The sequence below is a fragment of the Sphingomonas pseudosanguinis genome, from assembly GCF_052056765.1.
GTDB lineage: Bacteria > Pseudomonadota > Alphaproteobacteria > Sphingomonadales > Sphingomonadaceae > Sphingomonas > Sphingomonas pseudosanguinis.
In genome coordinates, this window is sequence record NZ_CP189888.1 from 3,412,546 (window position 1) to 3,436,493 (window position 23,948).

26 protein-coding genes are annotated in these 23,948 nt (G+C 66.4%); 12 read left to right on the plus strand and 14 right to left on the minus strand.

Translation table 11 applies throughout. The annotated features are described in order from the left end of the window. Positions 1 to 28: 28 nt before the first annotated feature. The 10 genes from ACQHGV_RS15620 to ACQHGV_RS15665 all read right to left on the minus strand — a co-directional run bounded on the left by ACQHGV_RS15620 (position 29) and on the right by ACQHGV_RS15665 (position 6,318). Positions 29 to 685, minus strand: a complete 657-nt coding sequence (locus ACQHGV_RS15620; RefSeq protein ID WP_183951605.1) for a cell wall hydrolase — start codon at positions 683 to 685, stop codon at positions 29 to 31. 156 nt (positions 686 to 841) lie between these two features. Next, positions 842 to 1,168 (minus strand): DUF1491 family protein, encoded by a 327-nt coding sequence (locus ACQHGV_RS15625; protein WP_440978866.1) that lies wholly within the window; start codon positions 1,166 to 1,168, stop codon positions 842 to 844. 4 nt (positions 1,169 to 1,172) lie between these two features. Next, a complete protein-coding gene (locus tag ACQHGV_RS15630; RefSeq protein ID WP_183951603.1) occupies positions 1,173 to 1,628 on the minus strand; it encodes a hotdog fold thioesterase in 456 nt (151 codons plus the stop codon). Then, on the minus strand, positions 1,615 to 2,082 hold the full coding sequence (locus tag ACQHGV_RS15635) for a PTS sugar transporter subunit IIA (RefSeq protein WP_183951602.1): 468 nt from the start codon (positions 2,080 to 2,082) through the stop codon (positions 1,615 to 1,617). The genes ACQHGV_RS15630 and ACQHGV_RS15635 overlap by 14 nt, the downstream gene beginning before the upstream one ends. 68 nt (positions 2,083 to 2,150) lie before the next feature. Then, on the minus strand, positions 2,151 to 2,741 hold the full coding sequence (gene hpf, locus ACQHGV_RS15640; RefSeq protein WP_183951601.1) for a ribosome hibernation-promoting factor, HPF/YfiA family: 591 nt from the start codon (positions 2,739 to 2,741) through the stop codon (positions 2,151 to 2,153). Positions 2,742 to 2,795: 54 nt separating this feature from the next. Further along, a complete protein-coding gene (dnaQ, locus tag ACQHGV_RS15645) occupies positions 2,796 to 3,494 on the minus strand; it encodes a DNA polymerase III subunit epsilon (protein WP_440978867.1) in 699 nt (232 codons plus the stop codon). A gap of 7 nt (positions 3,495 to 3,501) precedes the next feature. After that, positions 3,502 to 4,095, minus strand: a complete 594-nt coding sequence (coaE, locus tag ACQHGV_RS15650; protein ID WP_440978868.1) for a dephospho-CoA kinase — start codon at positions 4,093 to 4,095, stop codon at positions 3,502 to 3,504. Beyond that, the gene (gene aroE, locus ACQHGV_RS15655; protein WP_440978869.1) at positions 4,092 to 4,904 is read right to left on the minus strand and encodes a shikimate dehydrogenase; all 813 of its coding nucleotides are present in this window, start codon (positions 4,902 to 4,904) and stop codon (positions 4,092 to 4,094) included. The genes coaE and aroE overlap by 4 nt, the downstream gene beginning before the upstream one ends. An 11-nt stretch (positions 4,905 to 4,915) precedes the next feature. After that, the gene (locus ACQHGV_RS15660) at positions 4,916 to 5,503 is read right to left on the minus strand and encodes a Maf family protein (protein ID WP_183951597.1); all 588 of its coding nucleotides are present in this window, start codon (positions 5,501 to 5,503) and stop codon (positions 4,916 to 4,918) included. Further along, entirely contained in the window at positions 5,500 to 6,318 is an 819-nt protein-coding gene (locus tag ACQHGV_RS15665; RefSeq protein WP_183951596.1) for a pyruvate, water dikinase regulatory protein, read from the minus strand. Before ACQHGV_RS15665 ends, ACQHGV_RS15660 begins: the two co-directional genes overlap by 4 nt. Before the next feature lie 318 nt (positions 6,319 to 6,636). On the opposite strand from ACQHGV_RS15665, the gene hemE reads away from it, so the two are divergent. The 3 genes from hemE to rho all read left to right on the plus strand — a co-directional run bounded on the left by hemE (position 6,637) and on the right by rho (position 9,707). After that, on the plus strand, positions 6,637 to 7,656 hold the full coding sequence (hemE, locus tag ACQHGV_RS15670) for a uroporphyrinogen decarboxylase (protein WP_440980225.1): 1,020 nt from the start codon (positions 6,637 to 6,639) through the stop codon (positions 7,654 to 7,656). After that, a complete protein-coding gene (locus tag ACQHGV_RS15675; protein WP_409787858.1) occupies positions 7,656 to 8,117 on the plus strand; it encodes a CopD family protein in 462 nt (153 codons plus the stop codon). Before hemE ends, ACQHGV_RS15675 begins: the two co-directional genes overlap by 1 nt. A 333-nt stretch (positions 8,118 to 8,450) precedes the next feature. Continuing rightward, the gene (gene rho, locus ACQHGV_RS15680) at positions 8,451 to 9,707 is read left to right on the plus strand and encodes a transcription termination factor Rho (RefSeq protein ID WP_440978870.1); all 1,257 of its coding nucleotides are present in this window, start codon (positions 8,451 to 8,453) and stop codon (positions 9,705 to 9,707) included. 458 nt (positions 9,708 to 10,165) lie between these two features. On the opposite strand, the gene ACQHGV_RS15685 is transcribed toward rho, so the two are convergent. Continuing rightward, positions 10,166 to 10,663: an outer membrane protein assembly factor BamE gene (locus ACQHGV_RS15685; RefSeq protein WP_440978871.1), complete on the minus strand. Its 498-nt coding sequence runs from the start codon at positions 10,661 to 10,663 to the stop codon at positions 10,166 to 10,168. 139 nt (positions 10,664 to 10,802) lie between these two features. Here ACQHGV_RS15685 and ACQHGV_RS15690 point away from each other — a divergent pair, with 139 nt between their 5' ends. Both ACQHGV_RS15690 and ACQHGV_RS15695 read left to right on the plus strand, forming a co-directional pair. Further along, positions 10,803 to 11,339 carry a ubiquinol-cytochrome C chaperone family protein gene (locus tag ACQHGV_RS15690; protein WP_440978872.1) on the plus strand — a complete coding sequence of 179 codons (537 nt, stop codon included), beginning with the start codon at positions 10,803 to 10,805 and terminating at the stop codon, positions 11,337 to 11,339. Further along, positions 11,336 to 11,863, plus strand: coding sequence for a YceD family protein (locus ACQHGV_RS15695; RefSeq protein ID WP_440978873.1), 528 nt, complete (start codon positions 11,336 to 11,338; stop codon positions 11,861 to 11,863). The genes ACQHGV_RS15690 and ACQHGV_RS15695 overlap by 4 nt, the downstream gene beginning before the upstream one ends. 276 nt (positions 11,864 to 12,139) lie before the next feature. Here the strand turns inward: ACQHGV_RS15695 and ACQHGV_RS15700 are convergent, their stop codons facing one another. After that, a complete protein-coding gene (locus ACQHGV_RS15700) occupies positions 12,140 to 12,673 on the minus strand; it encodes a SixA phosphatase family protein (RefSeq protein WP_440978874.1) in 534 nt (177 codons plus the stop codon). After that, complete coding sequence (locus ACQHGV_RS15705) at positions 12,670 to 15,405, minus strand: ATP-dependent DNA helicase (protein ID WP_440978875.1); 2,736 nt, start codon at positions 15,403 to 15,405, stop codon at positions 12,670 to 12,672. Before ACQHGV_RS15705 ends, ACQHGV_RS15700 begins: the two co-directional genes overlap by 4 nt. 310 nt (positions 15,406 to 15,715) lie before the next feature. Between ACQHGV_RS15705 and ACQHGV_RS15710 the strand changes: the two genes are divergently transcribed. Beyond that, complete coding sequence (locus ACQHGV_RS15710; RefSeq protein ID WP_440978876.1) at positions 15,716 to 17,287, plus strand: lysine--tRNA ligase; 1,572 nt, start codon at positions 15,716 to 15,718, stop codon at positions 17,285 to 17,287. Positions 17,288 to 17,411: 124 nt separating this feature from the next. Here the strand turns inward: ACQHGV_RS15710 and ACQHGV_RS15715 are convergent, their stop codons facing one another. Next, positions 17,412 to 18,113: a dienelactone hydrolase family protein gene (locus ACQHGV_RS15715; protein WP_440978877.1), complete on the minus strand. Its 702-nt coding sequence runs from the start codon at positions 18,111 to 18,113 to the stop codon at positions 17,412 to 17,414. Between the two features lie 70 nt (positions 18,114 to 18,183). Between ACQHGV_RS15715 and ACQHGV_RS15720 the strand changes: the two genes are divergently transcribed. The 6 genes from ACQHGV_RS15720 to ACQHGV_RS15745 all read left to right on the plus strand — a co-directional run bounded on the left by ACQHGV_RS15720 (position 18,184) and on the right by ACQHGV_RS15745 (position 23,936). Continuing rightward, positions 18,184 to 18,408: a DUF6489 family protein gene (locus ACQHGV_RS15720; protein ID WP_183951587.1), complete on the plus strand. Its 225-nt coding sequence runs from the start codon at positions 18,184 to 18,186 to the stop codon at positions 18,406 to 18,408. A 2-nt stretch (positions 18,409 to 18,410) separates the two neighbouring features. Next, entirely contained in the window at positions 18,411 to 19,697 is a 1,287-nt protein-coding gene (gene mnmE / locus ACQHGV_RS15725) for a tRNA uridine-5-carboxymethylaminomethyl(34) synthesis GTPase MnmE (protein ID WP_440978878.1), read from the plus strand. An 81-nt stretch (positions 19,698 to 19,778) separates the two neighbouring features. After that, positions 19,779 to 21,614, plus strand: a complete 1,836-nt coding sequence (gene mnmG, locus ACQHGV_RS15730; RefSeq protein ID WP_440978879.1) for a tRNA uridine-5-carboxymethylaminomethyl(34) synthesis enzyme MnmG — start codon at positions 19,779 to 19,781, stop codon at positions 21,612 to 21,614. Further along, positions 21,611 to 22,225 carry a 16S rRNA (guanine(527)-N(7))-methyltransferase RsmG gene (rsmG, locus tag ACQHGV_RS15735; RefSeq protein ID WP_440978880.1) on the plus strand — a complete coding sequence of 205 codons (615 nt, stop codon included), beginning with the start codon at positions 21,611 to 21,613 and terminating at the stop codon, positions 22,223 to 22,225. The genes mnmG and rsmG overlap by 4 nt, the downstream gene beginning before the upstream one ends. Beyond that, a complete protein-coding gene (locus tag ACQHGV_RS15740; RefSeq protein WP_007405343.1) occupies positions 22,222 to 23,013 on the plus strand; it encodes a ParA family protein in 792 nt (263 codons plus the stop codon). The genes rsmG and ACQHGV_RS15740 overlap by 4 nt, the downstream gene beginning before the upstream one ends. Continuing rightward, positions 23,010 to 23,936 (plus strand): ParB/RepB/Spo0J family partition protein, encoded by a 927-nt coding sequence (locus tag ACQHGV_RS15745; protein WP_440978881.1) that lies wholly within the window; start codon positions 23,010 to 23,012, stop codon positions 23,934 to 23,936. The genes ACQHGV_RS15740 and ACQHGV_RS15745 overlap by 4 nt, the downstream gene beginning before the upstream one ends. The last annotated feature ends 12 nt before the right edge of the window (positions 23,937 to 23,948 follow it).

The following is a 23,948-nucleotide window of genomic DNA, read 5'->3' on the forward strand; positions in this document are numbered from 1 at the left end:
AGCCCCGCGACAAGCGGGACCGTTCGTCTCAGCGATAGAAGATGTGATTGCCGATCGCCGCGACCTTCTGGACGCGCACGCCGGGGCGGTTGCCGGGCGTGTTGAAGAACAGCGCCTTGCCGGCCGGACCGTCCCAGGCCTGGGCCAGCGCGACCTTGGCGACCGCGACGGCGGTACGATAGGCGCTGCGCGACGGGCTGATCGAGGGGATTTCACCGCGGCGCACGAAGCTGAACTGGCCGCGCTGCTTGATGACGTCGCACACGCCGGTCGGGAAGCGGCCCGACTTGGTGCGGTTCAGGATCACCTGCGCGACGGCGAGTTGGCCGGTGAGCGGCTCACCCTGGGATTCGAAATAGATCGCACCAGCGAGACAGCGGAGCTCTTCGCTCGACGCGATGTCGTCCTGGTCGGCGACGGCTTCGGCCAGCGACGCATATTCGCTGTCCTCATCGCTTTCAGAAACCTGGGAAAAATCGGGAAGCGCGGACATGGTGGCCCGGGCGCTCTGGGGAACCATCGCCAATTCGGCGGCGTTGATCCCGGAAACAGTCATCGCACTGACTGGAGTGGTGGCAGCAGCGCCGGCGATGTTGGTCGCAAGGCTGGGCGTGCTGGTGGCGAGAAGACCCGCCAGGGAAAGAGCCATGGCCGCAGACGCCGCGACTCGCTTGAAAACGGTCATTCACTCGAACAGACATGCGGTTGGATCACGGACCCGAGCATTGCCCAAAGGCGCTCGTCCGGGCTTCCCCCCGACTGCGTAACCGACCGGATCGCACCCAGCGCGGCACAACGCGAACTTAAGATGGGGGGCTCGTGGCCGATCCGGCCGCGTTCGTCAATGTTGCAGGATCGTTTCAGCGGCGAAGCGTTCCGCTCCAGCGCCGTCCAGTTCGATCACCCACAGATCGGGATCGCGCGCGCGACGGCGTCGCCAATAGCCGATGACATCGTTTGCAGGCGTCGAATCGATCAGCGCCGTCCGGCCATCGGGTCCGATGCCGCGCTCCATCACCCGCTCGCGCCGGTCGGCATCGATGATGACCATCAGGATGCCGCCGGCCTGCGCATCGCCCTTGGCCAGCACCATGCCCATGCCGCCGCCGTCGTTCATCCGGCGGAGCAGCGCGGTCACCAGCATATGGCTCGGCAGGCGGCCGTCCATCGGCTCAGACGGTCCGATAGCCGGGCAGACCCGCCAGCGCGATCTGCGAGCGCATGAAGGTGCCGGTGCCGCGTGCGACCTCCTCCCCGCTGGCATCGATCAGCCGCGCATCGGCGACGAACACCCGCCGCCGTCCGCTGACCCAGCGGCCCTCGGCCACCACCGCGCCGGCCTTCATCGGGCGGGTCAGCAACAGGTTGAACTGGGTAGTCAGTAGGAAGCGATCGGTGACCAGGCTGTTGCAGGCGTAGAAGGCGGCATCGTCGAGCATCTTGAAATAGCTCGTGCCATGCGCCGCCCCCGCCGCGTGATAATGGCGCTCGTCCACCCGAAAGCGGATACGCGCGATGCCGGGTTCGGGAATGTCCAGTGTCGAGTCGAACAGACGATTGATCGGCGCCTGGGCGTAGAGCGTCTCGAGAGCCCGGAAATGCGCCGCCTCGCCCTCAGGCTGCGTCACGCGCCTCGTCCTGGGTCAGCAGCGCCCAGATCGCGTCGGGCGATCCCGCCCCGCGCAGCTTGGTGACGAAACCCTTGTCACGCAGCCGCCGCGACACCCGCGCCAGCGCCTTGAGATGCGCCGAGCCGGCATCGGCAGGCGAGAACATCGCGAAGACCAGGTCGACCGGCATGTCGTCCACCGCCTGGAAATCGATCGGCTGCGCCAGGCGCACGAAGACGCCGACGATCTGCGTCAGCCCGTCGACCTTGCCATGCGGGATGGCGACACCGCCGCCGAAACCGGTCGAGCCCAGCTTCTCGCGCTCGACCAGCACATCGGTCAGGACCTTGGCGTCCTGCCCCGACGGACCGGCGGCCGCCGCCGCCAGGGTCTGGAACAGCAATTTCTTGTTGGCCGCCGAAACGCCGGCCAGCACCGTATCGTGGCGCAACAGGTCGCTGAAATCATTCATGCTCGTTTTCCGATGCGCCCCCGCGCAGGCCGCGCCAATAGCGGCCCGCGCGGGAGAACGATAGGGGCTTATCCTTCGGAGCCGCCCCGTTGTGGTTCAACCCAACCGATGGTTCCGTCGCCCCGGCGATAGACCATGTTGTACGAACCGGTGCCCGAATTCTTGAACAAAAGGGCCGCGGTATTGCGCAGATCGAGCATCATCACCGCGTCGGACACGCTGGCATCGGGAATATCCACACGGGTCTCGGCGATGATCAGGGGTGCATCGCCCGCCTCGTCTTCGTCGACCTGTTCGGCGAACAGCGTATAGCCCGCATCATAGGCCCCCGCCTCGGCCAGTTCGATCGCCTGACCGGCATTGCGGTCCTTCAGGCGGCGGGAATAGCGGCGCAGCTGCTTTTCGATCTTGGTGGCCGCACCGTCGAAGGACAGATGCGCATCCTGCGCGTCGTGACGTCCCTTCAGGACAAGGCCGCGGGTCACATGCATCACGATGTCGCATTTGAAGCCGACATCGTGCGGACCCGTCCCGAACGTCACCTCGGACGAGATGGCGCGGGCGAAATATTTCTCGGCGATACCCTGAAGCCGGTCCGTCACATGGGTCCGCAGCGCGTCGCCCGTTTCGACCTGATGACCAGAAATCCGGATATCCATCATTTTCTCCTCAACTACTCGACTGGGACGGTCCTTTTGGCCTGTCCCGTGGCGTCAACCGGACGCCTCGGCCCCCCAAATCGGATCGGCGATCCCCTTTAAGAACGCGGCATGCGCGGCAAGTTCCGCGTCGCTGGGGCGGAAAACACGGGGCGGGCGCACGATGGCGGGCGTGCGGGTGACGGTGACCGTCGCGGTCCCCTGCCCCGTATCGTCGGCGAGCAGACCCAGGCCGATCTGCCGCCCGCCCATCAGCTCGACATAGACCTGCGCCAGCAGCTGCGCGTCGAGCAGCGCGCCGTGCAGCACGCGGTGCGACCGGTCGATGCCATAGCGCGAGCACAGCGCGTCGAGCGTATGCTTGGCGCCGGGATGCTTCTGCCGCGCGATCGCCAGCGTATCGACCATCCGCGTCTTCTCGCAGACAGGCGGAAAGCCCAGCGCGCCCAGCTCGCCATTGATGAAGCCGAAGTCGAAGGTCGCGTTATGCGCGATCAGCGGCGCGTCACCGATAAAGTCCAGAAACTCGGCCACGCCCGCCGCGAAGACCGGCTTGTCCTTCAGGAACGCGTCGGACAGCCCGTGGACGGCCTGCGCCTCGGCGGGCATCGACCGTTCGGGATTGAAATAGGCGTGATAGGTGCGCCCGGTCTCGACCCGGTTGACCAGTTCGACACAGCCGATCTCGACCAGCCGGTCGCCTTCCGAAAATTTGAACCCTGTCGTTTCGGTGTCGAAAACGATCTCTCTCATCCACCGACTATCGGCCTTCGGAGTCCCGCATGCAAGTGATCAGCCGCCGCACCGCGCGCTTTGTCTCGGCCAGCGGAATGTCGGTCGCGATGACATGATCGGCGCGCGCGCGCTTTTCCGCATCAGGCAGCTGACGCGTGAGAATCGCGGCGAATTTCCCGGGCGTCATGCCCGGCCTTGCCAACACCCGCGCCTCCTGCACGGCGGCGTCTGCCGATACGACCAACACCTTATCCACAGATTCGTCACCACCCGTTTCGAACAACAGCGGCACGTCGACGACGACCAGCGGCGAGTCGGCATGATCGCGCAGGAAGGCGGCGCGCGCGGCCTGGACCGCCGGGTGGACGATTCCCTCCAGCCGCCGCATCGCCGAATCATCACCCAGCACAGCGCGGCCCAGCGCGGCGCGATTCACCCCGCCCGAATCGGTGGTGCCGGCAAAGGCCGATTCGATCGCTGCGACCAGGGCGCCGCCGGGGCCTTGCAGCGCATGGACACAGGCATCGGCATCGAACACCGGCACGCCTTCGTCGCGGAACATCTGCGCGACGGTGGACTTGCCCATCCCGATCGAGCCGGTCAGCCCCAGCACGATCATCCGAGCAGCAGCGCCCGCAAGTCCTCGTCGCGGTCGCGCGGCGGTTCGGCACCGAAGAACAGCTCGAACGCCACCGCTGCCTGGCCGATCAGCATCTCCAGCCCGTCGATCGTGTCGAAATCGCGCGCCCGCGCCGCCGCGAGCAACCCGGTTTCGAGCGGCGCATAGACGATGTCATAGACCACCGCGTCCTCGGGCAAGGCCGACAGATCGAGGTCGAGCGGCGGCTGGCCGGTCATCCCCAGGCTGGTGGCGTTGACGACCAGCGCCGAGGGCGGCACCGCCGCGCCAATCGGCAGCGCCTGTCCCTTCAGACCGAAGGACGACAGCAAAGCCGCGCCCTTGAGCACGTTGCGGTTGAACAAGGTCACCGGGCCGACGCCCATCCGCGACAGCGCGAACAGGATCGCGCGCGCCGCCCCCCCTGCCCCGATCACCGTCACCGGCTGCCCCGCCAGATCGAGCTCGCTGAGCGGCGCGTAGAATCCCGCCGCATCGGTGTTGGTGCCGACCAGCGCGCCGTCCTCGGCCCGGATCACGGTGTTGATCGCGCCGATCGTGCTGCGAACGTCGCCCCGATCCTCGACATGCGCCAGCGCCTCGACCTTGTGCGGCACGGTGATGTTGCAGCCGCGCCAGTCGGGATCGGCCTTGCGCTCGGCAAAATAGGCGGCGAGCCCTTCGGGCGTGACATGTACCGCGCGATATTCGACGTCGAGGCCCAGCGCCTCGGCCCAGAAATTGTGGATGAGCGGCGATTTGGAATGGCTGATCGGGTCGCCGATCACCTCTGCATAGGGCTTGGTCATGAAAATTCCTGTCAGGCGGGCATCCAGCCGCGCTCGCGCAAATAGCCCAGCACGGGCAGCAGCGGCATACCGAGAATGGTGAAATGGCTGCCCTCGATCCGCGAGAAGAGCTGAACGCCCGGCCCCTCGATCCGGAAACAGCCGACACAGCCCGCGATGTCGGGCCACTCCTGGTCCAGATAGCGGTCGATGAAGGCCCCCGAGAGCGGGCGGACATGGAGTTTCGCGCGCTCGACATGGCGCCAGACGGGGCGGCCATGTTCGGCGATGACGGCGGCGCTCCACAATTCATGGCTCCCGCCGCTCATCCGCGCCAGATGCTCGGCCGCCTCTTCGCGGCTCTCGGGCTTGTCGAGCAGCGTGCCGTCACTGAGCGCCACGATCGAATCCGAACCCAGCACCGGCACCGGCCCGGCATTGGCCGACACCTTCACCGCCTTCATCTCGGCGAGCGCATCGGACAGGTCGCGCGGGGACGACCCCGCCATCGCCGCCTTGACGCTGGCTTCGTCGACCCGCGCGGGCAGGGCTTCATAGGCGACCCCGGCGGCGTCGAGCATCGCCCGGCGCGAGGCGCTTTGCGAGGCGAGGATGATCATGCGTCGGACTTTCGTTGATTGACGAGGGAGATGATCGCCGCCGCCGTCTCCTCGATCGAGCGGCGGGTGACGTCGATCACCGGCCAGTCATTGTCGGCGAACATCCGCCTGGCGAAGGTCAGTTCGCGGTTTACCGCCTCCTGCTCGACATAATCGGTGTCGGGCGCCTGGTTGAGCGAGAGCAGCCGGTTGCGCCGGATCGCGATCAGCCGGTCGGCGCTGGTGGTCAGTCCCACGACCAGCGGCCTTTTCAGCGTGAAGAGGAACGGCGGCGGCGGGCTTTCCACCACGATCGGGATGTTGGCGGTCTTGTAGCCGCGATTGGCGAGATAGATCGACGTCGGCGTCTTGGACGAACGGCTGACCCCCGCCAGCACGATGTCGGCCTCTTCCCATTCCTCCCACGCGATCCCATCGTCATGCGCGATGGTGAACTGGATCGCATCGACCCGTGCGAAATAGGCGGCGTCGAGGACGTGCTGGCGACCGGGCCGCATCTTGGCCTGGACGCCCAGCAACCCCGACAGCGCGGCATTGACCGGATCGAGCGGCGCCACCGTCGGCAGGCCCAGCGCGTGGCAGCGGCTTTCCAGCACGCGCCGGGTGGTCGGGTTGACCAGCGTATAGATCACCAGCCCCGGATTCTGCGCGATCTCCTGCAGGATGCGCTCCAGATGGCTTTCGGTGCGGACCATCGGCCAGAAGTGCCGGACGGTTTCCACATCGTCATATTGCGCCAGCGCCGCCTTGGCGATGTTCTCCAGCGTTTCGCCGGTGGAATCGGACAAAAGGTGCAGGTGGAGCCGCGTCGTCATGACCGCCCGAATGACTCTGTGGATAACATGGGAAGAATCGGTAGCGTAACTTCGCCGACCGGCCAAGCGGCTGGCGGCCGGTGGATAACGACCGATTCGTCCACAATGAATCTCACAGGTGCGATTCTTTTCCACAGCCTGTGAGTTACGGGGGTCATGAATCCGAATCCCGTTGAATCGGTGATTCCCCTTGAGTCAACGTGTTGGCATATCGGGGAGAGCCGCATAATCCCGACAACCAACGTGCCAACCACTTCAACAATCCATTCTTAGAATCTTCTTAGATAGAAGAAGGGGGGTCTCCTGACCGACGTCTCGATCCAAAAGCCCCTGCTCGCCGTGCTGTCGGGTGAGCGGCAGGCGACGCCACCGATGTGGCTCATGCGACAGGCCGGACGCTATCTGCCCGAGTATCGCGCGTTGCGGGCGGAGAAGGGTGGCTTCCTGGCGCTCGCCACCGACCCGGTCGCAGCGGCCGAGGTGACGGTCCAGCCGATCCGCCGGTTCGGCTTTGACGGCGCGATCCTGTTCTCCGACATCCTGATGGTCCCCTGGGCGCTGGGGCAGGACCTGAGCTTCGGCGCGGGCGAGGGCCCACGGCTGGCGCCGGCGCTGGTCGATCATGCGCTGGATGCCCTTCAGCGCGTTCCTGAGCGGCTCGAGCCCGTTTACGCCACCGTGGCGGGGGTGAAGGCGCAGTTGCCGCCCCAGACCAGCTTTCTGGGCTTTGCCGGCTCTCCCTGGACGGTCGCGACCTATATGGTGGCGGGGCAGGGGTCCAAGGACCAGGGTGAGACGCGCCGTTTCGCCTATGCCGACGGGCAAGGCTTCGGGGCGATCATCGATGCGATCGTTGAGATGACCATCGACTATCTGGCGGGACAGGTCGCCAACGGGGTCGAGGCGGTACAACTGTTCGACAGCTGGGCGGGTTCGCTGTCGCCGGCACAGTTCGAGCGCTGGGTGATCGCGCCCAATGCCGCGATCGTCGATGGTTTCCGCCAACGTTGCCCGGGCGTGCCGGTGATCGGCTTCCCCAAGGGGGCCGGGGGTAAGCTGCCTGCTTATGCGCGCGAAACCGGCGTGGACGCGGTCGGGCTGGACGAGACGGTCGATCCGGTCTGGGCCGACACCTATTTGCCCAAGGGTCTGCCGGTGCAGGGCAATCTCGATCCGCTGGCGCTGATCGCTGGCGGCGAGGCGCTGGACGGCGCGGTCGATCACATCCTGGCCGCCTTCACCGAGCGGCCGCATATCTTCAACCTGGGCCACGGCATATTGCCCGACACGCCGATCGCGCATGTCGAGCGGCTGATCGCCCGCGTACGGAGCGCATGATGACCGGACTTCTCGGGGCCGCCTATGAATGGGTGAAGGCGGCGCATATCATCTTCGTGATCTTCTGGATGGCCGGGCTGTTCATGATGCCGCGCTATCTGGTCTATCATCAGGAGGCGCTGGTCGCGGGCGACGCCACCGACGCTGCGCGCTGGGTCGAGCGCGAGGGCAAGCTGCGATCGATCATCCTGACGCCCGCGATGATTGCGGTGTGGGTGCTGGGGCTGTTGCTGGCGGCGTCGCTGGGGCTGTTCTCGGGCGTGCCGGGACTGGGCTGGCTCCATGCCAAGCTGTTCTTCGTGCTGCTGCTCAGCGGCTATCATGGCTGGATGGTCGGCTATTCCAAGAAACTGGCGCGCGGGGTGACCAAGCTCAGCGGCAAGCAGCTGCGCATGATCAACGAAGTGCCCGCGCTGGCGGCGGCGTTGATCGTGGTGTTGGTCGTCATCAAGCCGTTCTGACCTCCTCTCCCCCTCCTTACTCCCCTCCCGCAGGCGGGAGGGGTTGGGGGAGGGCAGGGAGTCTCACCGAGACCAACGCCTGCGGCTTTCCCTCCCCCGCCCCTCCCGCCTGCGGGAGGGGAGTAGGAAGAGTAGGAAGAGGAGCCTCCCGTTTGCGGGAGGGGCGAGGGACTCAAGCAGCGATGGGCTTTCCCCATTGACTTGGGGCACCCCCAATCCTAACTCCGGCGGCGTAGGGCGCGGTCCTCGCGTCGCCTACACTTCCTTATCGACAGCCTCGTTTCGCCGCGATCCTCGCCGACCGACGCCCTCCGACCATCCGGACCGATCCCCATGCATCTGAAAGACCTCAAGAAAAAGACCCCCGCCGATCTCGTCCAGCTGGCCGAGGAACTGGGTGTCGAGAGCGCGTCGACGCTGCGCAAGCAGGACCTGCTGTTCGCCATTCTGAAGGAGCAGGCGGAAAAGGGCGACCAGATCATGGGCCTGGGCACGATCGAGGTGCTGCCCGACGGTTTCGGCTTCCTGCGTAGCCCGGAAGCGAACTACCTCGCCGGTCCCGACGACATCTATGTCTCGCCCAACCAGGTCCGCAAGCACGGCCTGCGCACCGGCGATACGGTGGAAGGCGAGATCCGCGCGCCCAAGGATGGCGAGCGTTATTTCGCGCTGACCAAGCTGACGAGCGTCAATTTCGACGACCCGGAAGCCGTCCGCCACCGCGTCAATTTCGACAACCTCACCCCGCTCTACCCCGAGCAGAAGCTGGTCCTCGACCCCGCCGACCCGACCCAGAAGGACAAGTCGGCGCGCGTCATCGACATCGTCTCGCCCCAGGGCAAGGGCCAGCGCACGCTGATCGTGGCGCCCCCGCGCGTGGGTAAGACGGTGATGCTGCAGAACATCGCCAAGGCGATCACCGACAACCACCCCGAAGTCTTCCTGATCGTCCTCCTCATCGACGAGCGTCCGGAAGAAGTCACCGACATGCAGCGCTCGGTACGCGGCGAGGTCGTGTCGTCGACCTTCGACGAACCGGCGCAGCGCCACGTCCAGGTCGCCGAGATGGTGATCGAAAAGGCCAAGCGCCTGGTCGAGCACAAGAAGGATGTCGTCATCCTGCTCGACTCGATCACGCGCCTCGGCCGCGCCTACAACACCGTGGTGCCGTCCTCGGGCAAGGTGCTGACCGGCGGTGTGGATGCCAATGCGCTCCAGCGGCCCAAGCGCTTCTTCGGCGCGGCGCGCAACATCGAGGAGGGCGGTTCGCTCTCGATCATCGCCACCGCGCTGATCGACACGGGCAGCCGCATGGACGAAGTGATCTTCGAAGAGTTCAAGGGCACCGGCAACTCGGAAATCGTCCTCGACCGCAAGGTCGCCGACAAGCGCATCTTCCCGGCGATGGACGTCGGCAAGTCGGGCACCCGCAAGGAAGAGCTGCTGGTCGAGAAGGACAAGCTGTCCAAGATGTGGGTGCTGCGCCGCATCCTCATGCAGATGGGCACGATCGACTCGATGGAGTTCCTGCTCGACAAGATGAAGAACTCGAAGACCAACGAGGATTTCTTCGACTCGATGAATCAGTAAGCGGGCGGGCAGGGGGCCGTGGCCCCCGCCGACGCGACGCCATGATGGGTTCGCAAACGGAATTAGGCCCGTTTGCGAACCCATTGTCGTTTTGGGGCGTTAGCAGGCCCGATCCCACCCCCTTTCGGGATCGTGCCGGTCCAAGCACGGCACGGCCGCGTCGTTGCTTATCAGGCGACGCGGCCAAACGGGGGATTTGCTGAAATGAGACCCCGACCTCCGCTCACGTTGAGCGAAGTCGAAGCGTATGTTCCGCGCTCAGCTAGGGTGAAGCGTGGCCTTCGACTTCGCTGAGGCGGAACGGAGGTAAGGGTGAAACCCAACCTCCTTGCGAAGGGTGACACCACAAACCCCGTTCCGCCTGGGCGAAGTCGAAGGCCAAGGAAATCCCTCGCCGGCAACAGGCCGTGCACTCCGACGGAACGGAGTTCACTATTACAGGAAAAGCGACCCCGCCCTTACGGACGGGTACGTCCGCCGCCACCCGTACCCGGCGCGCCCGCACCGGCGCCCGGTGCACCGACCGCGCCGATATTGCCGAACAGGTCCTGGAAGAAGCCGCGCTGGCGACCCAGCGTCGGCGTCGTCTTGCCATAGGGCGAGATGTCGGCGACCTGATCGATGCCCGACCGGCGGATCGCGCTGACATTGCCCGCCGGATCGAAGCTGATCTGCAGCGTGATCTGCGACGCGGGGCGCGGCAGGTTGAAGCCCAGATTGCGGCTGTCGCGCGCGACATAATACCAGTCGCCGCCGTTGAACTGGCTGGTGATGGTCGGCGTGCCCAGCGTCTGGAGCACCGACTGGCGGTTGTCGACGCCCGGCTGGATCGAATTGACCAGGTCGGTGTCGACGACATAACCCTGATGCGAGCGCAGCGGCGTGCAGGCGGCGGCGGCCATGGCCAGGCCCAGCCCGAGAACGGCCAGCCGGGTGGAAGAAACGCTCATCATCATCTCCGGGCCGCACTCGGCCGCACAGGCGGGTAGGCAAACAGGCGATCGATCGGCTCGACCGTCGCCCCCTCGATATGCGAAGGGAAAGGCGCATACAAGCGTCAGCGCGGTGGATGCCCGCGTGAAGAGGGAGGGGCGGATGGCCGGAGCGTGGCTGAAGCGGATGACCGCACGCTATTTCGGGCGGGACGGCGATGCGGTGCTGCCGCTGTACAATGCGGTGGTGCTGCGCGCGCGCGAACCGCACTGGTATCTGGACGGGGCAGTGCCCGACACGGTCGATGGTCGGTTTGACATGATCGCCGCGATCCTGTCGCTGGTGCTGATCCGGCTGGAGGCGAGCGCGGAGGGCACCGAGGCCGCCGCGCGCCTGACCGAGCGGTTCGTGACCGATATGGACGGGCAGTTGCGCGAGTTGGGGATTGGCGACATCGTCGTCGGCAAGCATATCGGCCGGATGATGGCGATGCTGGGCGGTCGCCTGACCGCCTATCGCGAGGCACTGGTGGCCGAGGAGCCGGCGATGCTGGATGCCGCGCTGCTGCGAAACCTGTACCGGGGGGATGCGCCGGGCGACGCCGATGCGGTCGGTCACGTCCGCCGCGCGTTGACCCTATTGCACGAACAGCTGGCGGCGATGCCGCTGGCCCGATTGATGAGTGGAGAATTGCCGTGACCCCCGAATGGAGCCGCCCCGAAAAGATCGACACGATCGGCGAGCGTGAAAAGCCGGTCGCGATCGAAGCGGACGCGGCCGAGCGCGCGGCGTTGGCCAAGCGCTTCGGACTCTTGTCGATCGACCGGCTTCAGGCCGATCTGGTCGTGCGCCGCGATGCCGCCGGCATCCTGGTGACCGGCACGGTGCGCAGCGTGGTGGTCCAGCCTTGCTCGGTCACCGGCGAACCCGTGCCCGCGACCGTGGACGAGCCGGTCGCGCTGCGCTTCGTCGAGCCCGCCGCGTACGGCACGGATGAGGAGATCGAACTGTCCGGCGATACGCTCGACACGATCGAGATCGAGGGCGGCGCGATCGACCTGGGCGAAGCGGCGGCGGAGACGATGGCGCTGGCGCTCGATCCCTTCCCGCGCAGCCCGAACGCGGCGGCAGTGTTGAAGGAGGCGGGGGTCATCAGCGAGGAAGAGGCACGCCCTCTTGGCGCGCTGGCCGGGCTGAAGGCGAAGCTGGAAGGCAAGGGGTGATTATCGACCCTTTGCCAACATGTTATCCACAGTGATGATTTTATTCAAAACACTGAAATCGTGAGAGAATAAAGGCCCTTTCGGGTTTCGCTCTATCATCCGATCGTATGATTGTTTTCAGCATCGTGCTGCCGATCGCACACAGGCTTATCCACAGGAAACGCGGGGTATTGGGCCCCCTATCTGACAGGGTTATCCACACCCTGTTTCCGGCCAGGAAGAGCCATTCAGCCTTGTTGGACCGATGATCCTATCGCCGGAATGGCTGTGGATAAGTCAGGGAGTATCGGGACCCAGCGTGGGGTCGAGATCGCGCGGACGGATGAAGGCGATCAGCGTCGCGCTGTTGGATTGCGCTTCCGCCCAGCGGGTGATCGGCAGGGTCATCTGCGCGACGGTCGCGGTGGGATATTTGTCCTCCACCCGCTCGCGCAGCTCCCCGTCCAGCGTCAGGTCGAGCGTTAGATCTTCGAGCCCGGGATTATGGCCGACCATCAGGACATGATCGGCATCCTCGGGCAGCGCATGGACCAGATCGAGCAGGCTGGCGCCCGAGGCGAGATACATCGCCTTGTCCCACACCGGCTCCAGCCGCCGGCCATAGCCGTTCCACACCTCGTCCAGCGTCTCCATCACCCGCACGGCGGGGGAGGCAAGGATGTGATCGAATTGAAAGTCAAGCGACTTCAAGTGTCGGCCGATCATCGCCGCCGCGCGTCGCCCCTTGGCATTCAGCGGACGATCGAAGTCGCGCGCGACGGGATCGTCCCAGCTGGATTTGGCATGGCGAAGCAGCGTCAGCGTCTTCATCGGATCGAATTCTCCGGGGCGGCGGCTGGCAGGGTATCGGCCTCTCCATGCCCGATCGCGGCGTCGGAGGAAAGCCGGCCCGCGACCCGCGCGACCGCTTCGTCCAGCGTCACGCGGCTGATCGCGACCCCCGGCGGAAAGGCATCAAGCAACCGCGACGGCATGGCGGCGGACAGCAGCACGAAAGCACCGCGGTCATCGGCACGGCGGATCAGCCGCCCGAACGCCTGCGCCAGCCGCGCGCGCACGATCCGATCGTCATAGGCGCTGCCGCCCCCCGCCAGCTTGCGCGCGGCGTGCAGTACGGTCGGCTTGGGCCAGGGCACGCCCTCCATCACCACCAGCCGCAGCGAGGAGCCGGGCACGTCCACTCCGTCGCGCAACGCATCGGTGCCGAGCAGCGAAGCGGACGGATCGTCGCGGAAGATATCCACCAGCGTGCCCGTGTCGATCGGATCGACATGCTGGGCATGCAGCGCCAGCCCGTCGCGCGCCAGCCGGTCGGCGATCCGGCCATGCACGCCGCGCAACCGCCGGATCGCGGTGAACAGCCCGAGCGTCCCGCCCTTGGCCGCCGCGATCAGCCGCGCATAGGCGTTGGCGAGTTGGGGAATGTCGCCGCGCTTCACATCGGTGACGATCAGTACTTCGGCGCGGGCCGGATAATCGAACGGACTTTGCGCGACGAAATGCGCCGGGCCGCGCGCCAGATGCGGTGCCCCCGTCCGCGCCTCCGCCACATCCCAGTCGCCGCCGGCGCGCAAGGTCGCCGAGGTGACGACCGCACCATGCGCCGGCTTCAGCACGATCTCGGCAAAGGGGCGGGTGGGGTCGAGCCAGTGGCGGTGCAGGCCGATGTCGTACTCGCGCCCCTCGACCCGATCGACCGCCAGCCAGTCGACGAAATCGGGATCGACTGGTCCGCCGATCCGCGCGAGCAGCGACAGCCACGCCGCCACCGTCTCCGCCCGCCAGGCGAGCGAGGCGATCGCGCCTTCCACCCGTGCGCGTGCTTGACCGTCGAGCCAGTCGGGCGCTTCCTGCAACACCGCCTCCAACCGCTGACCCAGCGTCACCAGCGGTCGCAGCAGTGCGTCGAGCGCATGGGCGGCGGGGCCGGCCGCGTCGATCAGTTCGGGGGAGGGGTCGGCGAGTTCGGTTTCCAGGCCATAGCCGGCATCGCCCGGCTGCTCGGCGCGGGCGAAGGCGAGACCGCGCACTGCCGCCAGCAAAGTCTCGATCGGACCGAAGGGCTGGCCCTCCGCCAGTCGCCCCAGCCAGCCCTCGCTCGCCAGCGCCTGCGCCGCCTGTACCGCATCGCCGATCGCGCGGTTGCCGCCCTCGTCATAGCTGGCGACATCGGACAGCCGCGCGGCCAGCCCCCGACGACGTCCGCGCGATCCGGCTTCGGGGCCGAGTATCCAGCGGCGCAGCTCGATCGTCTCCGAACCGGTCAGCGCGGTGGCGAACATCGAGTCCGCCGCGTCGAACAGGTGATGGCCCTCGTCGAAGACATAGCGGGTCGGCCGAGTCTGCGTCTCACGTCCGCGCGCGGCGTTGACCATGACCAATGCATGATTGGCGATGACGATATCGGCCTGCACCGACGCCCGCGCCGCCCGTTCGATGAAGCATGTGCGGTAATGCGGACAGCCCGCATAGACGCACTCGCCGCGCCGGTCGGTCAGCGCGGCCGAGCCGTTGCGGCGGAACAAGGTGGTCAGCCAGCCGGGCAGGTCACCCCCGACCATATCGCCGTCGCTGCTATAGGCCGCCCAGCGCGCGACCAACTGCGCCAGCACCGCCGCGCGTCCAGCGAACCCGCCTTGCAGGGCATCCTCCAGATTGAGCAGGCAGAGATAATTCTCACGGCCCTTGCGGGTGACGACTCGTTCCTTGCGCAACACGGGGTCGGGAAAGATGCGCGCCGTCTCGCCACTCAGCTGGCGTTGCAGCGCCTTGGTATAGGTCGAAATCCACACCGCTCCGCCCGCGCGCTCGGCCCACAAGCTGGCGGGGGCGAGATAGCCCAGCGTCTTGCCGATGCCCGTGCCTGCTTCGGCCAAGACCATATTGGGCGTGTCGCGCACAGCGCGCGGCGCGAAGGCGGCGGTGACGGCCGCGGCATAGGCGCGCTGGCCCGGGCGTTCCTCCGCACCCTCACCGGTCAGGTGGCGCAGGCGATCCTCGGCATCGGCGGGCGGCAGGTCGATGGTGCGCGGGGCGGGGCGGGGGGCATCCTCCTCCCATTCGGGCAGCGCGCTGAACAGCCAGCGCTCGTTGCGCTCAGGCCGGGTGAGGCGTGGGCCGATCAGCGGTGCCCAAGGCCAGCGGAGCCGGGCGAGGCTCTGCGCGGCGGTCCACGCGCCTTCGCGCTCGGGCCATGCGCCGTCCGGCATGGCGAGCAGCGTCTCGGTGGCGCGGAGCAGAAAGGCCGCAACCTCTGCATCGCTTTGCGGTGGCGCCAGTCCGCAGGCGCGCGCCAAGCCGTGTGGGGTCGGGACGGCGAAGCGGGCGGGGCGCAGGAAGGCGAACAGCTCGAGAATGTCGAGACCCGATAGTTCGGCATAGCCCAGCCGCTGCCCGATCAAGGGTGCGTTGAGCAGAATGACCGGGGTTTCGGAAGCCAGCCCGATCGCCTCGCCACGCGAGACGGCGCGGGTCTGTCCCCCGGTGGAAATCCACACACCGCTATGGCTGGCATGAAGGGCGGGGTGGGGGAGCGCGGTCACTTTGTTGATTTGGGGGAGTGGGAACAGGTTGGCAACGGGGTGCATGCCATTTGCTTTACGGTTTGGGGCGTAGCCCTCCCCCAAACCCCTCCCGCCTGCGGGCGGGGCTTACCGCGTGAAGTGCGCAAGACCTTTCGACAATGCACGCCCCTCCCGCAGGCGGGAGGGGATGGGGGCAGGGAATGCCAAGCAATACCGCCCTATCTGTTCCACGTGGAACACATGACCCCTGTGGATAATATCGTGCACAACTCCATCAAACCGCAAAATGCATTTGTGCATCCCGCCCCGCCTTGCCAGAGGCAAAAGCATGACAGACGATCTCCGCTCCACCGCTCTCGAGTCCAAGGCCTGGCCCTATGAGGAGGCTCGCAAGCTCCTCAAACGCTATCCCGACGGCAAGCCGGGCGGCGAGCCGATCCTGTTCGAAACCGGCTATGGCCCCTCGGGTCTGCCGCATATCGGCACGTTCAACGAAGTGCTGCGCACCACCATGGTCCGCAACGCCTTCCACGCGCTGTCGGATCAGAAGACGCGACTGATTGCCTTTTCGGACGATATGGACGGGCTGCGCAAGGTGCCGGACAATGTGCCGAACCAGGAGATGCTGCGCGCGCATCTCGGCAAGCCGCTGACCCAGGTCCCCGATCCGTTCGAGAAGTTCGACAGCTTCGCCGCGCACAACAACGCGCTGCTGCGTCAGTTTCTCGACCGCTATGGCTTTGATTACGAGTTCGCTTCCTCGACCGACTATTACACCTCGGGCCGGTTCGACGACGCGCTGCGGCTGGTGCTCAAGCATTTCCAGGGCATCCAGGACGTGATGCTCCCCACCCTGCGCGCCGAGCGCCGCGCCACTTATTCACCCGTCCTGCCGATCAGCCCCAAGTCGGGCATCGTGCTCCAGGTGCCGGTCGAGGTCGTGGATGCCGAGGCCGGCCTGATCGCGTTCGAGGATGAGGGCGAGCGGATCGTCCAGTCGGCGCTGGACGGCCTGTCCAAGCTGCAATGGAAGGTCGACTGGGCGATGCGCTGGGTCGCGCTGGGCGTGGATTATGAGATGGCCGGCAAGGACCTGATCGACTCGGTGACCCAGTCGTCCAAGATCGCCCGCGTGCTCGGCGGGCGTCCGCCCGAGGGCTTCAATTACGAAATGTTCCTCGACGAGCATGGCGAGAAAATCTCCAAGTCCAAGGGCAACGGCCTCAGCCTCGACCAGTGGCTGACCTATGGGCCGGAGGAGAGCCTGGCCTTCTTCGCCTATCGCGAGCCGAAAAAGGCCAAGCAGCTGCACATGGGCGTCATCCCGCGCGCGGTGGACGAATATTGGCAGTTCCGGGTGAACTACCCCAACCAGTCGCTCAAGGAGCAGCTGGGCAATCCGGTGCATCACATCCATGACGGCAAGCTGCCCGAAGGCGAGCTGCCGGTGACGTTCGGCCTGCTGCTCAATCTGGTCGGCGTGATGGGCGAGGCGAGCAAGGAACAGGTCTGGGGCTATCTCGCCAATTATGTGCCCGAGGCATCGGCCGCGAAGTACCCGGAGCTCGACCGGCTGATCGACCATGCGCTGGCCTATGCCCGCGACTTCGTCACGCCGACGCTCCAGCGCCGCGCGCCCGAGCCGCATGAGGCAGAAGCACTGCGTCAGCTGGATGCGCAGCTCGCCGCCTTGCCCGAGGGGGCGAGCGCCGAGGACATCCAGAACATCGTCTATGAGATCGGCAAGACGGATGCCTTCCCCTCGCTGCGCGACTGGTTCAAGGCGCTGTACGAGACGCTGCTGGGATCGGCACAAGGGCCGCGCATGGGCAGCTTCATTGCGCTCTATGGTGTGGAGAACAGCCGCAAGCTGATCGCCGAGGCGCTGGCCAAGGTATAAGCCGTCGTCATTGCGAGGAGCGGAGCGACGCGGCAATCCAGCCTTCGGGCTGCGGGCCTGGATTGCTTTGCTTCGCTCGCAACGACGAAGAAGGGGGGAGTGATCGACTCCCCCCTTTTTCATATCAACGGAGATGCTCCGCAAAGAACGCCATGGTGCGTTCGTCCGCCAGCTTTGCGGACTCATCCGACCGGCGCTGACCGAATTCGGTCGCGAAGCCGTGATCCTCACCGGCATAATCATACAGCGTGACCTTGGGGTGATCGTCCAGCCCCTCGTGCATCCGCTTCTGCGCATCCTTGTCGACGAAGTGATCCTCCTCCGGGATGTGGAGCAGGACCGGCTTGGCGATGGCGTTCTTCTCATCCAGCAGGCCGTCGATGCCGACGCCATAATAGCCGACGCTCGCATCCACATCGGTGCGCGCCGCGGTCATGAAGGCCAGCCGTCCGCCCAGGCAATAGCCGACGACGCCGACCTTGAAGTCCGCGCCATACTCGTCGCGGATCGCCTTGATCGTCGCCTCGATGTCGCGGATGCCGCCGTCCTGATCGAACTGCCCCATCAGGTCGAGCGCCTGCTGCATCTCGTTGGGGACGTCGGGGTCCAGCTCGATGCCCGGCGCGATCTTGCGGAAAAGATCGGGGGCGACCGCGAGATAGCCCGCCTCGGCCAGCGTGTCGCATTTGCGGCGGATGCCGGCATTCACCCCGAAAATCTCCTGAATGACGATGATCGCGGCGCTCGGCTTGCCCTCGGGTTCGGCATAATAGGCGTTGAATTGGCCCTCGCCGGACGTGGCGGCGATGGTCTTGGTGGCGGTCATACGGGTCTCCTGTGGTCGACGCGACCATAACGCCTTATGCCTCGCTTGGTCGCGTGATGGAGGATGGCGCATGAAAGTGAATGTGGAAATCGACTGCACGCCCGAAGAGGCGCGCCGCGCCATGGGCCTGCCCGACCTGACGCCGATCCATGAACGCTATGTCCAGATGATGCTCGATACGATGGAGTCGGGGGTGAAGCCCGAAATGGTCGAGGCGATGATGCGCAACTGGGCACCGATGGGGGAGGCGAGCATGGCGATGTGGCGTCGCATGTTCGAGGGGCAGAAGGGCTGAGCATGGCCGATACGATCTTCGCCGTCTCCAGCGGACAGCCGCCGGCGGCGATCGCGGTGATCCGGGTGAGCGGGCCGGGTGCCTTTGCGACGGTCGAACGCATGGCAGGCGGGCTACCCGAACCCCGGCGCGCTAGCCTGCGGAGGTTACGGGATGAGGGTGGAGCGACGCTCGATTCCGCGCTGGTCCTGTGCTTCCCCGGACCGGCGACCGCGACCGGCGAGGATCTGGTCGAGCTGCATTGCCATGGCGGGCGTGCCGTTGTCGCGGCGGTGGAAGCGGCGCTGGCGATGCATCCCGGCGTTCGACGCGCCGAGCCGGGGGAGTTCACCCGTCGCGCGCTGACCCATGGCCGGATCGATCTGGCTGAGGCGGAAGGGCTGGCCGATCTGCTCGAAGCGCAGACCGAGCGCCAGCGGCGTGCCGCGATCGGCGCGGTCGAGGGGCGGGTCAGCCAGGCGTTACGCGGCTGGATGGATCGCACTGCCACGCTATCGGCGGCGATCGAGGCGATGCTCGATTTCGCGGAAGAGGATGACGTTCCGCTCGATGCGGCGGCACTGGAGCACATCCGCAACGAGATGGATGCTCTTGGACGGACGATGCTGGAGGCGGTCGATCGGCCGCCGGTGGACCGGTTGCATGACGGTATCCGCGTCGTGCTGGCGGGGCCGCCCAATAGCGGTAAGTCGACATTACTCAATCTGCTGACCGAGCGTGACGCGGCCATCGTTTCGCCGATCGCGGGGACCACGCGCGACCGGATTGAGGCGACGGTGCTGCGTGGTGGTATCGCCTATGTCCTGACCGACACGGCGGGGCTGGCAGAAGACACTGATGACGTGATCGAGGCGATCGGCGTCACCCGTGCGCAGGAGGCGATGGCGCAGGCGGACATCCTGCTCTGGCTGGCCGATACGCCGCCCCCGCGTGAGGATGCGCTATGGCTCCATTCGCGTGCCGATCTGCCGGGGCGGGGGGCCTTGCCCGATGGTCGCGCGCTGGCTGTGCGTCGCGACGATGGGGGGGCGATCGCTGCGCTATGGGATGAGCTGGCGGCGCGGGCGGCGGCCTTGCTGCCGCGTGAGGATGCGTTGGGCTTCAAGCGGCATCAGCAGGATCAGTGTCAAAAGGCCGCCCTGGCGTTGCTGAGCGCGCCGCGGTCCGACGCGTTGCTGATGGCCGAGGAGCTTCGTCTGGCGCGTCAGGTGCTGGCCGCGTTACTCGGTGTGAGTGCGACCGAGACGATGCTCGATGCGCTGTTTGGACGCTTCTGCCTCGGCAAGTGATTGTTCCACGTGGAACGTTCACCAAAGAATGTCGGTGGGGATCGCTTTGACGCTGACCCGTCCTTCCGGTAGGGCGGGGGCATGTTTGATGTCGTAGTGATCGGTGGCGGTCACGCGGGAACCGAAGCCGCCGCAGCGGCTGCGCGCCGGGGTGCGCATACGGCCCTTTTGTCCTTCGATCGTCATGGTCTGGGTGCCATGTCCTGCAATCCGGCGATCGGCGGATTGGGGAAGGGCCATATCGTGCGCGAGGTCGACGCCTTTGACGGGCTGATCGGTCGTGCGGCGGATCAGGGTGCGATCCATTACCGGATGCTCAATCGCAGCAAGGGCACGGCTGTCCAGGGTCCGCGCGTCCAGGCCGACCGACGGCGCTATGCCGGGGCGATCCAGGCAATGCTGGCTGCGCAAGCGAACCTGACCATCGTCGAGGGTGAAGCGGAAGCGCTGGTGCTCGAAGGGGACCGGATCGCCGGTGTGCAGCTGGCCGATGGTTCGGTCCTGGCATGCCGTGCGGTGGTGTTGGCGACCGGCACCTTCCTCGGCGGGCGACTGTTCCGGGGGGAGGAGCGACATCTCGGCGGCCGCATCAACGAGCGCGCCGCGACCCGAATGGCGGAGCAGCTGCGCGCGCTAGGGCTGCCCATGGCACGGATGAAGACCGGCACGCCGCCGCGTCTCGACGGACGGACGATCGATTGGGCCAGGCTGGACGAGCAGCCCTCCGATAGTGATCCCTGGACCATGTCGCCGATGACGGCGAGCCGGCCGCTGCCGCAGATCGCCTGTGCGATCACCCGGACGACGCAAGAAACCCATGCGATCATCGCGGCGGCCTTCCACCGATCGCCGCTGTTCACCGGCGCGATCGAGGCCAATGGCCCGCGCTACTGCCCGTCGATCGAGGACAAGATCAAGCGCTTCGCCGATCGCGACAGCCATCAGATTTTCCTGGAGCCCGAGGGGCTGGACGATCCTTTGGTCTATCCCAATGGCCTGTCGACCTCGCTGCCGACCGATGTGCAGGAGGCGATGATCGCCTCCATGCCGGGGCTGGAGCGGGCGGTGATCACGCTGCCTGGCTATGCGGTCGAATATGATCATATCGATCCGCGCGCTCTCGATGCGCGATTGGCGCTGGGAGCGTTGCCGGGGGTGTTTTGCGCCGGCCAGATCAATGGCACGACCGGCTATGAAGAAGCGGCGGGGCAGGGGCTGATCGCCGGCTTGAACGCCGCCGCGCTGGCCTGCGATCTGGCGCCAGTGATCCTCGACCGCGCCTCGAGCTATCTCGGCGTGATGATCGACGATCTGGTGCTGCAGGGCGTGACTGAGCCCTATCGCATGCTGACCGCACGCGCCGAGTATCGCCTGTCCTTGCGCGCCGACAATGCCGAGAGCCGGCTGGGCCGCATCGCCGAGGAGGCAGGATGTCTGTCGCCCGAGCGGCTGGCGCATCGCGCGCGGCGGCTGGAACAACGCACGACCCTGCGCGATCGGCTGGCCACGGTGCGGACCGCGTCCGATCTCGCGCGCAGCGGGGCGGCGATCGCCCAGGATGGCGCACGGCGGACCGCTTATGAGTGGCTGCGCTTCGATGGCGTCACGCTGGCGCATGTCGCGCCCGAGGCGGCAGAGGGGCTAGACCCTGCCGTCGTCGCCGAGACATTGGAGGATGCGCGCTATGCCCCCTATGTCGAGCGACAGGCGGAAGAGGTCGCACGGCTCCGTGCCGATGAGCAGATCCTGTTGCCCGCCTCGCTCGATTATGCCGCGATCCCCGGACTGTCGCAGGAGATGATCGACCGGCTGAGCCTGGCGCGGCCGGCGACCCTGGCGGCGGCGTCGCGCATCCGGGGCATCACTCCCGCCGCCCTGTCGGCGGTTCTCCTTCACGCACGAAAGATGGCGGCATGACCGAAGAACAAGCGCGCGACTGGGCGGTCCAGCGCTTTGGCGAGGACGCCGCGAGCAAGATCGACTGGTTCCTCAACCTGGTCGTGGTCGAGAATGACCAGCAGAATCTGATCGCACCGTCGACCATTGCCAGCATCTGGGCGCGGCATGCGCTCGACTCGTTGCAACTGATCCCGCTCGCCGATCGGGCGGATGGTCAGTGGATCGACATCGGCACCGGCGGCGGCTTTCCCGGCATGGTCGTCGCGCTTGCCTGGCCCGGCCGGGTCACGCTGGTCGAGCCGCGCAAGCGCCGGGCCGAGTTCCTTCAGCACTGTGCCGAGACATTGGGGATCGCCGACCGGGTCAGCGTCCATGCCTCCAAGATCGAGGCGGTCCAGCTGAAGGCCGACATTATTTCTGCTCGTGCCGTGGCGACAGTCGAAAATCTTTTGCGCGCGGCGGCGCATTGCGGCAAACAGAATACGCGGTGGCTGCTGCCGCGCGGCCGCCTTGACGAGCGCGAGATCAAGACCCTAAGCCGGCAATGGCGCTTCGTGTTTCACGTGGAACATAGCATCACATCGACCGAGTCGTCGATCGTGATCCTCGACCGAGTAGGGGCCCGATGATCTGCGTTGCGATCGCGAACCAGAAGGGCGGGGTGGGCAAAACCACCAGCGCCATCAACCTTGCCACCGCCCTGGCGGCGACCGGGCTTCAGGTTCTGTTGATCGACCTCGATCCACAGGGCAACGCCTCGACCGGCCTCGGTATTCCCAACAGCCAGCGGGTCTTCTCCAGCTATCATGTGCTGCTCGGCGAAGCGCGGATCGATGACGCGGTCGTCCATACACAGGTGCCGCGTCTCGACATAGTACCCGCCACGGTCGATCTGTCGGGGGCCGAACTGGAACTGGTCGATTTCGAGGATCGTACCCACCGGCTGGATCATGCGATGCGGCGCTCGCAGGGGCGGTGGGACATTGTCCTGATCGACTGCCCGCCCTCGCTTGGGCTGCTGACGATCAACGCGATGGTCGCGTCCGATTCGCTGTTCGTACCGCTGCAATGCGAGTTCTTCGCGCTGGAGGGGCTGTCGCAACTGCTGACCACGGTCGAGCGGATTCGCGCGCGGTTCAATCCGGGGCTGGCGATCCTGGGCGTGGCTTTGACGATGTATGACCGGCGCAACCGGCTGACCGATCAGGTGTCGGCGGATGTGCGCGCCGTTTTGGGAGGTGTGGTGTTCGATACGGTGATTCCGCGCAACGTCCGGCTGTCGGAGGCGCCCAGCCACGGCCTGCCGGCGCTGATCTATGACCATCGTTGCGTCGGCAGCCAGGCCTATATCGCGCTGGCCCGTGAACTGATCGCGCGTTTGCCGCTGACCACCCAGCCGGGCGCGGCGGCGGCATGAGCGCTGAGACGACCGCGAAGCGTCCGCGCCCCGGCCTGGGACGCGGGTTGGGCGCGCTGCTTGGCGACATGGCGCGCGAGGCGCCGATCCGGCCGGGCGACCAGCCCGCGATCGGCGGCGTGCGCATGCTCCCCGTTGGGGCCTTGTCGCCGCATCCCGATCAGCCGCGGCGGCATTTCGAGGAAGCCGCGCTCGACGAACTCGCCGCCTCGATCGCGGCGCGCGGGCTGATCCAGCCGATCGTCGTGCGCCCGCATGGCAAGGATTATCAGATCGTCGCCGGCGAACGCCGCTGGCGCGCGGCACAGCGCGCGCGGCTGCACGAGGTGCCGGTCGTCGTCCGCGACTTCGACGATGCGCAGACGCTCGAAGTCGCGCTGATCGAAAATATCCAGCGCCAGGACCTCAACGCGATCGAAGAGGCACAGGCCTATCAGCGGCTCGCCGGCGAATTTGGCCATACCCAGGAAGCGCTCGCCAAGATCGTCCACAAGTCGCGCAGCCATGTCGCCAATCTGCTGCGTCTGCTCGAACTGCCCGACACCGTGCAGGCACAGGTGGTCAACGGCGCGCTGTCGATGGGTCATGCCCGCGCGCTGCTGGGCGCCGATGAGGTCGAAGCGCTTGCCGATCAGGTGATCGCGCGGGGCCTCAGCGTTCGCGAGACCGAGAAGCTGACGCGCGAGGCCAAGGGCGGCGGGCGCAATGCCACCGGGGCGTCGGACAAGAGTGGTGCGCCGAAGGGCCAGGGTCAGGATGTGCCCGATGCGGACATCGCCGCGTTGGAAAACCAGCTTGCCGATCTGCTCGGCCTGTCGGTGCGGATCGCGCATGGCGAGAAGGGCGGTACGCTGACGCTCAGCTATTCGACGCTCGATCAGCTGGACATGGTCTGCCAGCGACTGACCGGCGAGGGTATTTGAAGGGGACACGAT

Coding starts and splice junctions, on each gene's coding strand:
- ACQHGV_RS15690 (WP_440978872.1), top strand. CDS start 10,803: ATGGCCGGAGCGTGGCTGAAGCGGATGACCGCACGCTATTTCGGGCGG.
- ACQHGV_RS15625 (WP_440978866.1), bottom strand. CDS start 1,168: ATGGACGGCCGCCTGCCGAGCCATATGCTGGTGACCGCGCTGCTCCGC.
- mnmE (WP_440978878.1), top strand. CDS start 18,411: ATGGCCGATACGATCTTCGCCGTCTCCAGCGGACAGCCGCCGGCGGCG.
- ACQHGV_RS15635 (WP_183951602.1), bottom strand. CDS start 2,082: ATGAATGATTTCAGCGACCTGTTGCGCCACGATACGGTGCTGGCCGGC.
- dnaQ (WP_440978867.1), bottom strand. CDS start 3,494: ATGAGAGAGATCGTTTTCGACACCGAAACGACAGGGTTCAAATTTTCG.
- rsmG (WP_440978880.1), top strand. CDS start 21,611: ATGACCGAAGAACAAGCGCGCGACTGGGCGGTCCAGCGCTTTGGCGAG.
- ACQHGV_RS15740 (WP_007405343.1), top strand. CDS start 22,222: ATGATCTGCGTTGCGATCGCGAACCAGAAGGGCGGGGTGGGCAAAACC.
- ACQHGV_RS15675 (WP_409787858.1), top strand. CDS start 7,656: ATGACCGGACTTCTCGGGGCCGCCTATGAATGGGTGAAGGCGGCGCAT.
- rho (WP_440978870.1), top strand. CDS start 8,451: ATGCATCTGAAAGACCTCAAGAAAAAGACCCCCGCCGATCTCGTCCAG.
- hpf (WP_183951601.1), bottom strand. CDS start 2,741: ATGGATATCCGGATTTCTGGTCATCAGGTCGAAACGGGCGACGCGCTG.
- ACQHGV_RS15665 (WP_183951596.1), bottom strand. CDS start 6,318: ATGACGACGCGGCTCCACCTGCACCTTTTGTCCGATTCCACCGGCGAA.
- aroE (WP_440978869.1), bottom strand. CDS start 4,904: ATGACCAAGCCCTATGCAGAGGTGATCGGCGACCCGATCAGCCATTCC.
- ACQHGV_RS15685 (WP_440978871.1), bottom strand. CDS start 10,663: ATGATGATGAGCGTTTCTTCCACCCGGCTGGCCGTTCTCGGGCTGGGC.
- ACQHGV_RS15710 (WP_440978876.1), top strand. CDS start 15,716: ATGACAGACGATCTCCGCTCCACCGCTCTCGAGTCCAAGGCCTGGCCC.
- ACQHGV_RS15745 (WP_440978881.1), top strand. CDS start 23,010: ATGAGCGCTGAGACGACCGCGAAGCGTCCGCGCCCCGGCCTGGGACGC.
- ACQHGV_RS15715 (WP_440978877.1), bottom strand. CDS start 18,113: ATGACCGCCACCAAGACCATCGCCGCCACGTCCGGCGAGGGCCAATTC.
- ACQHGV_RS15720 (WP_183951587.1), top strand. CDS start 18,184: ATGAAAGTGAATGTGGAAATCGACTGCACGCCCGAAGAGGCGCGCCGC.
- ACQHGV_RS15620 (WP_183951605.1), bottom strand. CDS start 685: ATGACCGTTTTCAAGCGAGTCGCGGCGTCTGCGGCCATGGCTCTTTCC.
- ACQHGV_RS15660 (WP_183951597.1), bottom strand. CDS start 5,503: ATGATCATCCTCGCCTCGCAAAGCGCCTCGCGCCGGGCGATGCTCGAC.
- ACQHGV_RS15700 (WP_440978874.1), bottom strand. CDS start 12,673: ATGAAGACGCTGACGCTGCTTCGCCATGCCAAATCCAGCTGGGACGAT.
- mnmG (WP_440978879.1), top strand. CDS start 19,779: ATGTTTGATGTCGTAGTGATCGGTGGCGGTCACGCGGGAACCGAAGCC.
- coaE (WP_440978868.1), bottom strand. CDS start 4,095: ATGATCGTGCTGGGGCTGACCGGCTCGATCGGGATGGGCAAGTCCACC.